The organism is Enterobacter cloacae complex sp. IR5384, from assembly GCF_049237265.1.
Taxonomy (GTDB): Bacteria; Pseudomonadota; Gammaproteobacteria; order Enterobacterales; family Enterobacteriaceae; genus Enterobacter; species Enterobacter cloacae.
Genome location: NZ_JBMKHJ010000007.1, coordinates 37640 through 51884, shown reverse-complemented (window position 1 = coordinate 51884; position 14245 = coordinate 37640). Strand labels below are relative to the sequence as shown.

13 protein-coding genes are annotated in these 14245 nt (G+C 54.1%); 10 read left to right on the top strand and 3 right to left on the bottom strand.

The window, feature by feature from the left end; genetic code table 11:
* Window positions 1–98: 98 nt before the first annotated feature.
* Window positions 99–1214, bottom strand: a complete 1116-nt coding sequence (gene ydiK / locus ACOTX3_RS08465; protein ID WP_013096976.1) for an AI-2E family transporter YdiK — start codon at window positions 1212–1214, stop codon at window positions 99–101.
* 199 nt (window positions 1215–1413) lie between these two features.
* On the opposite strand from ydiK, the gene ydiJ reads away from it, so the two are divergent.
* From ydiJ to ACOTX3_RS08450, 3 genes are all read left to right on the top strand, one after another.
* Window positions 1414–4470: a D-2-hydroxyglutarate dehydrogenase YdiJ gene (gene ydiJ / locus ACOTX3_RS08460; RefSeq protein WP_020688342.1), complete on the top strand. Its 3057-nt coding sequence runs from the start codon at window positions 1414–1416 to the stop codon at window positions 4468–4470.
* The gene (menI, locus tag ACOTX3_RS08455) at window positions 4467–4877 is read left to right on the top strand and encodes a 1,4-dihydroxy-2-naphthoyl-CoA hydrolase (RefSeq protein WP_023620692.1); all 411 of its coding nucleotides are present in this window, start codon (window positions 4467–4469) and stop codon (window positions 4875–4877) included. Before ydiJ ends, menI begins: the two co-directional genes overlap by 4 nt.
* A gap of 85 nt (window positions 4878–4962) precedes the next feature.
* On the top strand, window positions 4963–5157 hold the full coding sequence (locus tag ACOTX3_RS08450) for a YdiH family protein (RefSeq protein ID WP_013096972.1): 195 nt from the start codon (window positions 4963–4965) through the stop codon (window positions 5155–5157).
* A 44-nt stretch (window positions 5158–5201) separates the two neighbouring features.
* Here ACOTX3_RS08450 and ACOTX3_RS08445 read toward each other — a convergent pair whose 3' ends face one another.
* Both ACOTX3_RS08445 and ACOTX3_RS08440 read right to left on the bottom strand, forming a co-directional pair.
* Complete coding sequence (locus tag ACOTX3_RS08445; protein ID WP_045902874.1) at window positions 5202–5831, bottom strand: helix-turn-helix domain-containing protein; 630 nt, start codon at window positions 5829–5831, stop codon at window positions 5202–5204.
* Between the two features lie 66 nt (window positions 5832–5897).
* Complete coding sequence (locus tag ACOTX3_RS08440) at window positions 5898–6557, bottom strand: helix-turn-helix domain-containing protein (RefSeq protein ID WP_013096970.1); 660 nt, start codon at window positions 6555–6557, stop codon at window positions 5898–5900.
* 356 nt (window positions 6558–6913) lie between these two features.
* Between ACOTX3_RS08440 and ACOTX3_RS08435 the strand changes: the two genes are divergently transcribed.
* The 7 genes from ACOTX3_RS08435 to fliB all read left to right on the top strand — a co-directional run bounded on the left by ACOTX3_RS08435 (window position 6914) and on the right by fliB (window position 14236).
* A complete protein-coding gene (locus tag ACOTX3_RS08435) occupies window positions 6914–7444 on the top strand; it encodes a fimbrial protein (protein WP_029882031.1) in 531 nt (176 codons plus the stop codon).
* A gap of 57 nt (window positions 7445–7501) precedes the next feature.
* Window positions 7502–8179, top strand: coding sequence for a fimbrial biogenesis chaperone (locus ACOTX3_RS08430; protein ID WP_127868965.1), 678 nt, complete (start codon window positions 7502–7504; stop codon window positions 8177–8179).
* A gap of 44 nt (window positions 8180–8223) precedes the next feature.
* Window positions 8224–10761, top strand: a complete 2538-nt coding sequence (locus ACOTX3_RS08425; RefSeq protein WP_127868966.1) for a fimbria/pilus outer membrane usher protein — start codon at window positions 8224–8226, stop codon at window positions 10759–10761.
* A 1-nt stretch (window position 10762) separates the two neighbouring features.
* Window positions 10763–11710, top strand: coding sequence for a fimbrial protein (locus ACOTX3_RS08420; RefSeq protein WP_013096966.1), 948 nt, complete (start codon window positions 10763–10765; stop codon window positions 11708–11710).
* Window positions 11711–11745: 35 nt separating this feature from the next.
* Window positions 11746–12234 (top strand): fimbrial protein, encoded by a 489-nt coding sequence (locus ACOTX3_RS08415; RefSeq protein ID WP_072200398.1) that lies wholly within the window; start codon window positions 11746–11748, stop codon window positions 12232–12234.
* 51 nt (window positions 12235–12285) lie between these two features.
* Complete coding sequence (locus ACOTX3_RS08410) at window positions 12286–12930, top strand: helix-turn-helix transcriptional regulator (protein ID WP_013096964.1); 645 nt, start codon at window positions 12286–12288, stop codon at window positions 12928–12930.
* 88 nt (window positions 12931–13018) lie between these two features.
* Entirely contained in the window at window positions 13019–14236 is a 1218-nt protein-coding gene (gene fliB, locus ACOTX3_RS08405; RefSeq protein WP_038419188.1) for a flagellin lysine-N-methylase, read from the top strand.
* Window positions 14237–14245: the final 9 nt, after the last annotated feature.

Sequence of the window (14245 nt, the reverse complement as noted above, 5' to 3'; positions counted from 1 at the left end):
GTCGGACCAGTGCGCAACGAATAAATAGTTTAGCAACGTTTAAGTATTGCCGGGGAGAATGTAGGCCGGGTAAGCGTCACGCCACCCGGCAACCCCTTTTACTGCGTATTCTTCTCTTCCAGCTCTTCGAGTTCGCTCAAAATCACATCCGGGTCGGTACCCGGCGGCGGCACTTCGTGTACCCAGGCGGAGAAGAGACGCCAGGTGACGGCAAGCAGCACTGGTCCAATAAACAGACCGATCATCCCAAAGGCGATTAACCCGCCAATGACGCCGGAGAGGATCAGGATCAGCGGCAGGTCCGCGCCCATGCGGATGAGGATGGGACGAATCACGTTATCCATGGTGCCAACCACGCAGCTCCAGACCAGCAGAACGGTTCCCCACGTGGTATCCCCCGTCCAGTAAAGCCAGATGATGCTTGGGACCAGCACCAGCAACGGCCCCAGCTGAGCAAGACAGGTCATCAGCATCACCACCGTAAAGACGGTAGCGTACGGCACGCCAGAAATGGCAAGGCCGATACCACCCAGCACCGCCTGCACCAGCGCCGTGACGACCACCCCAAGCGCAACCGCCCGCACGGCCTGCGCCGCCAGCAGAACTGCGGCATCGCCGCGTTTACCGGCCAGTCGGGTAGCGAAATGGCGTACGCCCAACGCTACCTGTTCACCGCGCCAGTAGAGCAGGGCGCTGAAGACCAGCATCAGCGCACAGTGCATCATAAAGCGACCAATATGTGCCGCCTGACCCACAAACCAGGTGGTGGTGGTGCCAATATACGGACGCACTTTCGCCATCAACGCGCTGCCGCCCATCTCCAGCAGGCTGTGCCAGCCGCTGTAAAGTTTGGCACCTACCACCGGAATGCTGTTCAGCCAGGCGAGATCCGGCAGCGTTAAATCACCGCTGGTGACGGCGCGAATAACCGGGCCACTGGAATCGACAAGGCTGTTCACCAGCAGCGCAATCGGAATAATAAACAGCAGGAACAGCAGCAGCGTCATGACCAGTACCGCCAGACCACGGCGGCCAAACAGCAGTTTCTGCAAACGTAACAGCACCGGCCAGGTCGCCACGACCACCGTCGCGGCCCAGGCGAAGCCAAGTATGAAAGGTTGAACAATCCACAGACACGCAATAATCATGAGGGCCAGAAACAGCACCGACAGCAAAATTTGCGCAACATCCCTGGGCTGGCGAAGATTGACCATAAATGAAACTTTCCTTAATAAACACCAGCGAGGCTGGCGGGAACGGATAACCGCGTCACTCTAATCATTAATGATATCAGCGATTTTTGACAGGCGGATTTTGCCCGTAATTCAGCGAAGCACATAAGAAAAAAATGTGATAAAACTTTCCAGACACAACGCAAACGATTTCACACTACTCTAATTAGGGTCGACAGTCATGATCCCACAGATTTCTCAAGCACCTGGCGTCGTTCAGCTGGTGCTTAATTTTTTGCAGGCACTGGAGCAACAGGGTTTTACAGGTGATACCGCCACGAACTATGCCGACAGGCTGACGATGGCGACCGATAACAGTATTTACCAGCTTCTTCCCGATGCAGTCGTCTTTCCACGTTCAACGGCCGATGTGGCGCTGATTGCCCGGCTGGCGACACAAGAGCGTTTTAGCGCTCTGGTGTTCACCCCGCGCGGCGGCGGCACCGGAACAAATGGCCAGGCCCTGAACCAGGGCATCATCATTGATATGTCGCGCTATATGAACCGCATCATCGAGATCAATCCTGAAGAGGGATGGGTTCGCGTTGAAGCGGGCGTGATTAAGGATCAGCTCAACCAGTATCTGAAGCCCTACGGCTACTTTTTTGCGCCGGAGCTTTCTACCAGCAACCGGGCAACCATCGGCGGGATGATCAACACCGATGCCTCCGGGCAGGGTTCGCTGGTCTACGGAAAAACCTCCGATCATGTTCTGGGCGTACGGGCGGTGCTGCTGGGCGGCGATATCCTGGATACCCAGCCTGTGCCGGTCGAGCTGGCGGAAACGCTGGGTAAAGAGAACACCGCAAGCGGGCGCATCTATCGCACCGTGCTGGAGCGCTGTCGCGATAACCGCCAGCTGATCCTCGACAAATTCCCCAAACTGAACCGCTTCCTGACCGGTTACGACCTGCGTCACGTCTTTAACGACGAACTGACCCAGTTTGATTTGACCCGTGTGCTGACTGGCTCCGAAGGAACGCTGGCGTTTATTACCGAGGCACGGCTGGATATCACCCGGCTGCCCAAAGTGCGCCGCCTGGTGAACGTCAAATATGACTCCTTTGATTCCGCGCTGCGTAATGCCCCGTTTATGGTGGAGGCGCAGGCGCTGTCGGTGGAAACCGTTGACTCGAAGGTGCTTAATCTGGCGCGGGAAGATATCGTCTGGCACTCGGTGCGGGAGCTGATTACCGATGTGCCGGACAAAGAGATGCTTGGGCTTAACATCGTTGAATTTGCCGGAGACGATGCAGAACTTATCGATAGCCAGGTGACCACGCTCTGTCAGCGGCTTGATGAACTGATCGCCCACGGCGAAGGTGGGGTCATTGGCTGGCAGCTCTGTAACGACCTGGCCGGCATTGAGCGTATCTATGCGATGCGTAAAAAAGCCGTGGGGCTGCTCGGCAATGCCAAAGGCGCCGCGAAGCCGATTCCGTTTGCCGAAGATACCTGCGTCCCTCCTGAGCATCTGGCGGATTATATCGTAGAATTCCGTGCGCTGCTGGACAGCCACGGCCTGAGCTATGGCATGTTCGGCCACGTTGATGCCGGGGTGCTGCATGTGCGTCCGGCCCTGGACATGTGCGATCCGCAGCAGGAGATCCTGATGAAACAGATCTCCGATGAGGTGGTGGCCTTAACCGCGAAATATGGCGGCCTGCTGTGGGGGGAACACGGGAAAGGGTTCCGCGCCGAGTACAGCCCGGCGTTCTTCGGTGAACAGCTCTTCGGCGAGCTGCGCAAGGTCAAAGCGGCGTTCGATCCCAATAACCGTCTCAACCCGGGGAAAATTTGCCCGCCGGAAGGCGTGGACGCGCCCATGCTGCAGGTGGATGCCGTCAAGCGCGGCACGTACGACAGACAAATCCCCATTGCCGTGCGCGCGTCCTGGCGCGGGGCGCTGGAGTGTAACGGCAACGGCCTGTGCTTTAACTTCGACGTGAAAAGCCCGATGTGCCCGTCGATGAAAATCACCAGCAACCGCATTCATTCGCCAAAAGGGCGGGCGACGCTGGTACGCGAATGGCTGCGTTTGCTGGCCGATCGCGGTATCGACCCGCTCAAGCTGGAGCAGGAGTTGCCGGAAAAACGGGCCAGCCTGCGTTCCCTGATAGAGCGCACCCGCAACAGCTGGCATGCGAATAAGGGCGAGTATGATTTCTCCCATGAGGTGAAAGAGGCCATGTCCGGTTGCCTGGCCTGTAAAGCCTGTTCGACCCAGTGCCCGATTAAGATAGACGTACCGGAGTTCCGCTCGCGCTTCCTGCAGCTCTACCACACGCGCTATCTGCGCCCGATGCGCGACCATCTGGTGGCAACGGTGGAGAGCTATGCCCCGCTGATGGCCCGGGCGCCAAAGACGTTCAACTTCTTTATCAATCAGCCGCTGGTGCGCAAGCTTTCCGAAAAGCATATCGGGATGGTGGATCTGCCGCTGCTCTCGGTGCCGTCGCTGCAGCGTCAGCTGGTGGGGCACCGCTCGGCAAACATGACCCTGGAGCAGCTTGAGGCGTTAAGTCCTGAGCAAAAAGCGAAGGTGGTGCTGGTGGTGCAGGATCCGTTTACCAGCTATTACGACGCGCAGGTGGTGGCCGATTTTGTCCGTCTGGCGGAAAAACTGGGGTATCAGCCGGTGGTTCTGCCGTTCTCACCTAACGGTAAGGCGCAACACATTAAAGGCTTCCTCAACCGCTTCGCGAAAACGGCGCAAAAAACGTCTGATTTCCTTAACCGGGTCGCCGGGCTGGGCATGCCGATGGTGGGTGTCGATCCGGCGCTGGTGCTCTGCTATCGCGATGAATATAAGCAGACGCTGGGCGATAAACGCGGGGCGTTCCACGTTATGCTGGTGCACGAGTGGCTGCCGGCGGCTCTCGAGCAGACCAGCGCCATGGAGGTCAGCGGTGAGCCGTGGTACCTGTTTGGCCACTGTACCGAAGTCACCGCGCTGCCGGGCGCACCTGCGCAATGGGCCTCTATTTTTGCCCGCTTTGGCGCGAAGCTTGAGAGCGTCAGCGTCGGTTGCTGCGGCATGGCAGGCACTTACGGGCATGAAGTGAAGAATCACGCCAACTCGCTCGGTATCTACGAGTTGTCATGGCATCAGGCGATGCAGCGCTTGCCGCGAAACCGCTGCCTGGCAACGGGCTACTCCTGTCGTAGCCAGGTGAAACGTGTTGAAGGTAACGGGGTACGCCATCCGTTACAGGCTTTACTGGAGATTATCGGATGATCTGGAAACGTGCCGTCACGCTACAGGCGTTAAACGCCATGGGCGAGGGGAATATGGTCGGGTTGCTGGATATCCAGTTTATCCGCATTGGGGAAGACGATCTGGAGGCCACCATGCCTGTCGATCATCGTACGCACCAGCCGTTTGGTTTACTGCACGGCGGTGCGTCCGTGGTGCTGGCCGAAACCCTGGGCTCGGTGGCGGGGTATCTCTGCACCGAAGGGGAGCAGAAGGTCGTCGGGCTTGAGGTGAACGCCAACCATATTCGCTCGGTGCGCAGCGGGCGCGTGCGCGGTATTTGCCGCGCGCTGCACGCCGGTAGCCGTCATCAGGTGTGGCAGATTGATATTCTCGATGAGCAGGATCGGCTGTGCTGCTCATCCAGGCTGACGACGGCGGTGGTGTAAATTTCCTGATGTTTTTGCATTTGGTCAAAATCTCGCCAGGGTGTTGTGATATACTGGTCAGGATTTGTACACAAGTGAGGACATCATGGATACTGAAATAACCCCAACGCAACTGGCAATTGAATATTTACGTCGCGATAACAGCAACCTGTCTCCGGCGCAGTACCTGAAAAAGCTGAAACAGCTTGAACTGGAGTTTACAGATTTGCTGGCGCTCTCTTCGAATGAACTGAAAGAAGAGATCTATTTTGCCTGGCGCTTGGGCGTTCACGTCCATTGAGAGAATGAAAAGGCCGCGAGCGCGGCCTTTTTTGTGTCTGCAATTCAGTACCGGGCGGGAAGTTTATTGATTTTAATCAGCCTGCCATCTTCCATTTCAATAAAGCCCCCCGTTTTGAGATCGGCCAGGATACGCATCACGCCGCTGCGGGAAAGCTGGGTTTTATCGCGAATGTAGCGTTCTGCGGTTATCTCCCGGCGATAAGATTCATCTTCATTCATTAATAACATCAGCTGCTGGCGGATCATCTCATAGGCCGTCGGGGCACCCTTTGGCATGACGGTGTTATAGAGCCGGTTGTACATAAACATCAGGTGGTTTGATATCAACCCCCACAGCGCCTTCTCCTGAATAATGACGTGGAGTTGCTCTGCGGTCAGCATTCCAATCTTGCAGGGGGTCACCGTTTTCAGGTAGTCGTCAAAAAAGATGTCATTAATATTAGCCACTCCAAATAACGCCGGGCTTTTCGCGGTCGACAGCATCAGATTGTCGCTGCGTCGGTAAATGGCAACGGTCCCTTCCAGAATCAAATAACTCATTCCCCGGCCATCAACCACCAGATCCAGCTGCTCCCCGCGATCGAGATGACGGACAGTAGAATAAGGTTGTAAGTGCGTAATCAGCGCTTGCGCATAGGGAGAACCACGATGGGGTTTTTCTGTGGAGGACATAACCTGAACCTGAAAGAATCATCTTTCTGATTATAGCGTTACTCCTTATTACCGACATCACCTGAATCAGTATTTCCGCGGCAGATGGTGGACATCAAGCAGCACGCCGCGCTCCATCGTAATGTACTTCCCGGTGCGCAGTTCGGCCAGGATCCGCATTATCCCGCTACGCGAAAGCCAGGTGCGACTTTGTATATAGGCGGCCGCCGTGGTGTTCAGCCGTATTGCTTCGGGCTCCTGCATCAATTCAACCAGCTGAAAACGGATGATGTCATAGGCCGACATCTGCGAGATCCGCGAGCAGTGCTCATAGACCCGGGAGGCGGTATAGATCAGCAGATGCGAAAACGGCTCCCATAAATTGTGTTGCGCAATCACGCCGTTAAAACGCTCCAGCGAAACCCCGGCGAGTTCGGAGGTCTCCAGCGCCCTGACATACAGGTGCTCTGAGGAGAACTGGCTACTCACGCCAAGAATAAACGGCGCGGATTCAGAATTTAAGACGATGCCATCTCCCCGACGGTGCAACGCCACGCTGCCCTGGAGCAATAAAAAACACTGACGCACGTCGTTTGCATAATAGTGGAGCACTTCCCCCCGGGACAGTATGCGCCTCTCTGCCAATGGAAGAAGATGATCAATTAATTTCTCGATGTGCTTATAGGGTTTAGCCGTAAGCACGGTGGCTTTTTCATTATCGAGACTGGGAGCCATTCGGGTGTTCATCAGATACCTCACTCACGGACGCGATCATTATTTGATCGATATAGAGAATTATCTTAAAAAACAGCGAGTCGTGGAATATTTAAGATGGGTCCAAAAATAGACCGCAGTAAATGACGAGCCTAATTATATGAATTCTAAGGACGTAAATTAGGGGTCTAAAAGTAGACTGGAAATAGAAAGGCTTAAGAAATTTCAAAACTGAAATGTATTTATTTTGTTAAAGAGAAGTCTACAGCTAGACCTCAAAATAGATTGTGTACCGAAAAAGAGTTGTATAAATTTCGGTCATCGGCTGATGAAGCCCGAATTATGTAATCTGGATTTCAGTAATAAATAAAGTGATACAGGATTTGATGATGAAAAATAAAATGATGATAACCCTGCTGGCAGTGGGGTCCGCCCTGACAGCAACCCACGCTTTCGCCGCAGCAGGTACCGTTAATTTTAACGGAAATATTCTGGATTCCGCCTGTGACGTTGATGTGGCTTCGCAGAACCAGGTGGTGGTATTAGGTGATTATTATAAGACCGAATTTCCAACCACCGGGGCCAGAACCGCAGCCACGCAATTTAATATCGTGTTGAAAAATTGCCCGGTGACGGTGACCAACGCGAAGGTTCGCTTTGATGGTACGCCAGATGCCACCAATTCCAGCCTGCTGGCGATTGATTCGTCTGCGGCGGGAGCGGCGACCGGAGTGGCAATCAACCTGATGAGTGCGGATAAGGCGGATCTGCCGCTTCACGGCAGCAACAGCTATAGCTATGTGCTGAGCAGCACCGCGGATAATACCCTGAGTTTCTACGCTCAGTATATTTCCACCGCAGCGACTGTCACCGCCGGTCCGGCGAATTCTGTCGCTAACTTCTCCGTGGTTTACAACTAATCGTTTGCAGCAATGTGCAGGGGGCCATCCCGGCCCCTTTGTGGTATGAGGTTTACAATGCGTTTTATCAACACAACCGGACTGGCCGTAGCGCTGTCAGCACTGACGCTGAGCACAGCGCAGGCCGGAGTGATTATTGGCGGCACCCGTATCATTTTCGATGGGACAAAAAAAGAGGCGTCAATAAGCATTAATAATCCTGACGCGACGCCTTATTTAATTCAGTCATGGATAGATGTGCCGGAAGGTAATTCAGGTAAAGCGCCTTTTATTATTACACCACCGTTATACCGACTGGATGGCGGGCAAAAAAACGTCGAGCGAATTGTGATGGCGGGTGCACTGCCTCAGCAGCAGGAAAGTTTATTTTGGCTGAATATTAAAGCGATCCCTTCAGCATCAAAACAGACGAACGCCCTGCAAATAGCAGTGAAAACGCGCATCAAACTGATCTACCGGCCAGAAAGTTTGCGGGCGTATACGCCAGAAGAACAGGCTAATAAATTAACCTGGCAACGCGCCGGGAATGAAATTCAGGTCAACAACCCCACGCAATATGTCGTCAATTTTAATGAAATTACGCTGGGGGGGAAAAAACTGGACGATGTGACCTACGTGTTACCCGGCGCCTCAGCCCGGTTTGTATTACCCAATGAGGCAAGGGGAAATTCACTCACGTTTAAAATTATCAACGACTATGGCAGTCCCGGCGTATTACATCAAGCCAGTTTGTGATCCTTTCACAAACGGCAACGCCTGCATTAACCCGGTAATTCGCAATGACGGTAAATAACACGATGAAACCCGCACGCCTGGCGATGTTTATCGCCTTAGCGTTTGGCGGATCCTCAACCTCGCTCTACGCCAGTGTTGCCTTTAACACCGAATTAATTGAGCTGGATAATCCAGGCATGGATAAAGCCGATTTGTCGGCCTTTGAATCAGGCTCGCAGGCAGCGGGGATCTACCATGTCGATATTATTGTCGACGACGCGTTTCTGGAGACGGGGGATATTCAGTTTACCGCGAGCAAAGCCGACAACGGCGATGCGTCATTGCAGCCTTGTCTGAGTCTTGCGCAATTAAAACGCTGGGGGGTGAAAACGGCATTATTTCCTGCGCTCAGTGCAGGACACGGTGAATGCGTCAATCTTCAGGCGATTCCCCAGGCCAGTGCCGATTTCCAGTTTGGTGCCCAGCGTCTGGTGTTGAGTATTCCGCAGGCCGCCATCGATCTGCCTGCAAGAGGCTATGTGCCGCCGGAGATGTGGGATGAGGGGATAACGGCAGCCATGCTCAATTACAGCCTCAGCGGCGCGAACAGCCGGGCGAAAGCGGGTGAGGGGGCCAGCAGCAACAGCCAGTATGCGAACCTGCGTCCGGGGATAAATATTGGCCCGTGGCGTCTACGCAACTACACCACCTGGTCACGGGATGGCGCGGGGAAAGATCGATGGGACACGGTCTACAGCTATCTGCAACGTGCCGTTATTCCCCTGAAAGCGCAGCTTACCCTTGGGGACAGTTCCGCCCCGGCGGATGTCTTTGACAGCGTGCCTTTTCGCGGGGTTCAGCTGGCATCGGATGATGACATGTTACCGGATTCCCTGAAAGGCTATGCCCCAGTGGTCCGCGGGATCGCGCGCACCAATGCTCAGGTGGTGATTCGCCAGAATGGCTATCAGATCTACCAAAGCTACGTGGCGCCGGGCGCGTTTGAAATTACCGATATGTATCCCACCGGCGGCGCGGGCGATTTAGACGTGACCATCAAAGAGGCCGATGGCAGCGAGCAGCATTTCACGCTGCCGTATGCCTCGGTACCGGTATTGCAGCGCGAAGGGCGACTGAAATATGCCCTCACCGGTGGACAGTATCGCGCCTACAACAGCAGCGTGGAGAAAACCCCGTTCGGGCAGATCGCCGCGATTTATGGGCTTCAGAAAGGCATCACGATCTATGGCGGGGGGCAGGGTGCCAGCAAATATCAGTCGCTTGCGGTCGGAGCCGGTAAAAACATGGGGGACTTCGGCGCGCTTTCTGTCGATGTCACCCAGGCCTGGTCAACGCCGGCCAATACTGCAAAAACGCAGGGGCAGTCCTGGCGAGCGCGTTACAGCAAGAACGTAATTAATACCGGCACCAACTTTTCGATTGCGGGGTACCGTTATTCAACGCGCGGCTATTACGGACTCCAGGACGTGCTGGACTCCTGGGGGAACAGCGGCGCACTTCAGGACAGACGGCGTAACCGCCTGGAGCTCACCATGAGCCAGACGCTGGGCGGTGACCGGGGCGCGCTGACGCTCAGCGCCGCGCGGGAAGATTACTGGAACGCTGACAGACCCATGGCGTCGTGGAGTGTCGGCTACAACAATGACTGGCACAACATCAGCTATGGCGTGAGCTGGACATACAGCAAAAATGGCAGCCCGTCGTCCGGCAGTGGAAGTACAAAGACCTACGCTAACGACCAGCTTCTGGCGCTGACCGTTAGCGTACCGCTGGATAAATTTCTGCCGCAGACGTGGGCTAACTATGGCCTGAACGCCAGCAAGAACAGTGGCACGACGCACAGTATCGGCATGAACGGGGTGGCCCTCGACAATAGCGCCCTGAGCTGGAATATCCAGCAGGGTTACGGTACGGATGGCGTGGGCTATACCGGTACGCTCAACGGCGACTATAAAGGCACGTACGGGGAAGTTACGGCGGGCTATGGGTACGACAAACATAGCGAGCGCCTTAGCTATGGTTTGCAGGGGGGGATCCTCGCGCATGCTGATGGCGTGACGCTGTCTCAGCCGCTGGGGGAAACCAACGCGTTAATCAAAGCCCCGGGCGCGCACGGCGTGAATATTCGTAATCAGTCCGGCGTGCGAACGGATTTCCGGGGCTATACGGTGGTGAATAACCTCTCCGTATACCGCAAAAACGATCTCACTCTCGATCCGGAAAATATGCCTGACGATGTGGAGCTGGAGATCAACACCCGCACGGTCACGCCTACGCGCGACGCGGTGGTAAAAGCCGATTATTTGTCCAAAGTAGGACGTCGGGTGCTGATGACGTTGACGACGCCTGAGCAGTTCGTGCCGTTTGGCGCGGTTGTTACCCTGGCGGATGATGACAAGAGCAGCTTTATCGTGGGCGATCGCGGCCAGGTCTATTTAACCGGCCTGCGCGACCAGGGCACGGCCCTGGCAACATGGGGACATCAACCTCACCAGCAGTGTCGGGCAGATTTTAGCCTGCCTAATGGAGCGCAATACGGCGGCATCACGGACATCAGCGTCTCGTGTCGCCGGGAGCATTAAGATGAAACGGATCAACATGTTATTACTGCTGTGCTGTCTTTGCGCATGGCATATCGCCCGGGCCGGGACCTGCACCACCATTACGCCTCAGCTTTCTACACTGTCGGTGGGCACAATCAATGTTCAGCGCGATGCGCCTGTCGGCACGGTGATTTTTTCCGGCGCGGCGAGTAATACCGGCACCTACCTTAGCGGGTGTACCAATCCACTTATGTTGGGTTTTAGCATGCGATACAACAATGCCGCGCTGAGCAGCTACGGCAATCATGTTTACAACACCAACGTTAGCGGGATTGGCATTCGGCTTTCATCAAATGCCTATTTTGAGAACCCGAGCAATACGTTCTCGTATAGTGCGCAGACCTCGTATGTGGTCTGGTACGGGGGCTGGGTCGAGTTGGTGGTGACTGGCCCGGTATCGTCCGGCGCCTTAACGCCAGGCCCCATAGGGGCGGTGACGCTGCAGGGCAGCGACGGTATTTACCGTGACGGGTTAACCGTGCAGCTGACCGGCGGCACAATCAACGCGCTGGCCTGCACCATCACCACGCCGCAGCTGACGTTCCCGATTGGTGATATTTCGGCCGCAGCATTTGGCTCAGTGGTGGGGACCACACCAGCAGTTGCGCAGAATACGCAAAACCTCGGGTTGAACTGCAGCGCCGGCACCAATATTTCGGTTTCCCTGAGCGGAATACAGAACCCGGACAGTGCGAATACCAGCGTAATGGCATTAACAGGGCAGGGAAACAGCGGCACCGCAAAAGGCGTTGGCGTGCAGCTTCTCTATAACGGCTCGCCGCTGACGTTAAACAGCCGTCTTTTATTAAAACAGTCTGCAGGCGGGCAGGAGACGCTTCCGTTAACGGCACGCTATTTCCAGACATTAACATCCGTTGAGTCCGGCTCGGCAAACGCCTCCGCCACCCTTAATTTGACCTACCAGTAACAGGTGAAATGATGAAATTACCCTTCAGGAGAGGGATGTTCCTCCTTGCATTCAGCTGGAACGTCATTGCAGCTGATAGCGTTAATCTGGGCGTGACGGGAAATATCATCGCCTCGCCCTGTGTATTTAATGGCGGGAGCGCAAACCTGGATATTAATCTTGGAAATATACAGGCGACTAATATGGCGACGCCGGGATCGACATCCGATCCGGTGCCGTTTAATTTGCAATTTACCCAGTGCCCGGCGGGGACCCGCAGCGTCACGGTCTCGTTCACCGGCACCCCCGATCCGGCGGCCGGTGCGGACTACTACATGAACAGCGGCTCGGCGACAAACGTGGCGATAGCCATGCGTGAGGCCGCAACGGGAACGCTGAAGGGGACCGGGTCCAGCATAACGCAAAATATTGCGCCGGACAGAACGGCGACCATGGCCATGCAGGCTTCGGTAAAATCTGTAACCGGTGGCGCGACGCCGGGCAGTGTCAGCGCAGTTGTTGTGATGACCATGCAATACAATTAACAATCCCGCGCGTTAATAACGCTTATTGACTGACCCACATCGGTATTTGCTATGTTGAATATTCTGATTCAAGAGACAGACCAATTTTTTCACCATGGGCTGCAGTGTTTCTTTGTGGAATTCTTTTTGCGTAATTTTAAGCAACAGATTCATTTCGAGGCGGAGCTTAGCCGTGATAACGTCAGTGCCGCCGATATTATCGTTCTCTCGTTTTGTATGGGGGAGGCGCTGGTCTGTTTTCCCGAATTACAGGCGCGCCAGAAAGGGATTGTGATCGGATTGGTAGAAGATGAATATCATTTTTCTGCCTTACCCTCCTGCTTTAACGATATTATTTTTATTTCACGTCGTGCTTCTCTTGATCGGATAAGCCAGGTGCTGTTCATTGCCTGGTACCGCGCAGAGCTGGCGGGGAACAGCTGGAAGCAAAAAAGCTGCGCAGAGTGTCAGCATAAAATATTATCACCCCAGCAAAAACGCATTATGGCCAATTTTTACCGGGGATTATCGGTAGTGCAGATCGCGCATGCGCTGAAGATCAGCGATAAAACCGTTTTTACGCAAAAGTATGTAATGATGCAAAAGTTTAATCTGCGAACCGATTTTGAACTGATTGCCCTTATTCGCCGAATGGTGCAAAGGAACAGTTACCCAAACCGGCTCGGTGACTATCTCGCATTCTCTTTGATACTGTAAATTACCTGAATTTGTGCGCCGTTATGCGCCTTTAGCATAGCGCGTGCGTCATGGTATTTTTTATGCTTTATATAATGACGCCTTCGCTATGCAAATTCACAAAACCATCAAGCCGATTTTTGTCTGTAAATTTAAGTGTGTTGGGCCAGAATGCTTAATGTCATGTTGTCGTGGCTGGACAATCGCTATCGACAAGAAAACCCATCAGAAATACGTTCTCTCCTCGCACACAGAGATTGCCGCCATTGCCAAAAAGAACCTTATCCTTCAGAGAAAGGGTAAGAACAGCTACTCCAGAGTGAAGTTAAACGAAAAAGGGGACTGTCCTTTTATCGATGAAAACAAGCTCTGCATGGTCCACCGCGATCTGGGGGAAGAGGCGCTTTCGCATACCTGCAGCACTTACCCCCGGAGTTCAACTCGCTACCAGGATGAGACACGGCACACGATGACGCTCTCCTGCCCGGAGGTGGTGCGGCGGGTGCTGTTTGACCCGGATGCGATGCTGCTTCAGGAGCAGGATGAGCTCGTGGCGGGCTATAAAACCAATTTGATTGGGCAGCGCCAGTCTGTCTCGCAGACTCAACAGGTGATCCATCTTTTCGCCTGGAATTTAATCCAGTCGCCATCCCGTAATATAGAAGAAAATTTGATGGCGCTGGCGCAGTTTATTCTTTGTCTCCAGCACGTTAACGTCGATCTGCATAATAAATTTGCTGAAGTGGAAAATTTCTACGAAGCGCTTCTCAATGAGTTGCAAAGCGGGAAATCGCTGATGGATTCCGGTCATCTGGCGAAGTCAAACGCGATGAAATATCTGGCGTTGTCCGTAATGGGCACAAATGTGGCGAAGGATTCAGCCCGGGATGGTTTTATTCTTGAAGGGCATCAGCAAATTGCCGCATACCTGGATGTTGCCGGTATTAGCGACGCGGCGGAACTGGAGACGAAATTCGACGCGATTAATCAGCAGTGGCACAAATTATGTGAGGATTCCTGTTTGTCAGAACCTTACGTGTTACGCAATTACCTGCTGTACAAACTCTACAGTAGCTATTTCCCCGGCAAAAACATGGCGACGATGATGCGTCAGTTTTATCGTATCGTGCTGGACTTTTTCTATATCAAATTCATCCTCAGCGTGAGATCGATGCAGGGCGAAATCGACCAACAGGTGGTAATGAAAACCATCGCCAGCCTCTCCGAAAAGACCATGCACAATAACACCATTGATGCCCGCATGGACGCTGCGATTGATAAAATCAATGGCGGCGATGATTTATCCTGCCTGCTGTTGATTGGATAAACGCCCGTA

Bases quoted from the DNA above. Each gene is read 5' to 3' on its own strand.
- ydiK (WP_013096976.1), bottom strand. From the start codon at position 1,214: ATGGTCAATCTTCGCCAGCCCAGGGATGTTGCGCAAATTTTGCTGTCG.
- ydiJ (WP_020688342.1), top strand. From the start codon at position 1,414: ATGATCCCACAGATTTCTCAAGCACCTGGCGTCGTTCAGCTGGTGCTT.
- menI (WP_023620692.1), top strand. From the start codon at position 4,467: ATGATCTGGAAACGTGCCGTCACGCTACAGGCGTTAAACGCCATGGGC.
- ACOTX3_RS08450 (WP_013096972.1), top strand. From the start codon at position 4,963: ATGGATACTGAAATAACCCCAACGCAACTGGCAATTGAATATTTACGT.
- ACOTX3_RS08445 (WP_045902874.1), bottom strand. From the start codon at position 5,831: ATGTCCTCCACAGAAAAACCCCATCGTGGTTCTCCCTATGCGCAAGCG.
- ACOTX3_RS08440 (WP_013096970.1), bottom strand. From the start codon at position 6,557: ATGAACACCCGAATGGCTCCCAGTCTCGATAATGAAAAAGCCACCGTG.
- ACOTX3_RS08435 (WP_029882031.1), top strand. From the start codon at position 6,914: ATGAAAAATAAAATGATGATAACCCTGCTGGCAGTGGGGTCCGCCCTG.
- ACOTX3_RS08430 (WP_127868965.1), top strand. From the start codon at position 7,502: ATGCGTTTTATCAACACAACCGGACTGGCCGTAGCGCTGTCAGCACTG.
- ACOTX3_RS08425 (WP_127868966.1), top strand. From the start codon at position 8,224: ATGACGGTAAATAACACGATGAAACCCGCACGCCTGGCGATGTTTATC.
- ACOTX3_RS08420 (WP_013096966.1), top strand. From the start codon at position 10,763: ATGAAACGGATCAACATGTTATTACTGCTGTGCTGTCTTTGCGCATGG.
- ACOTX3_RS08415 (WP_072200398.1), top strand. From the start codon at position 11,746: ATGTTCCTCCTTGCATTCAGCTGGAACGTCATTGCAGCTGATAGCGTT.
- ACOTX3_RS08410 (WP_013096964.1), top strand. From the start codon at position 12,286: ATGTTGAATATTCTGATTCAAGAGACAGACCAATTTTTTCACCATGGG.
- fliB (WP_038419188.1), top strand. From the start codon at position 13,019: ATGCAAATTCACAAAACCATCAAGCCGATTTTTGTCTGTAAATTTAAG.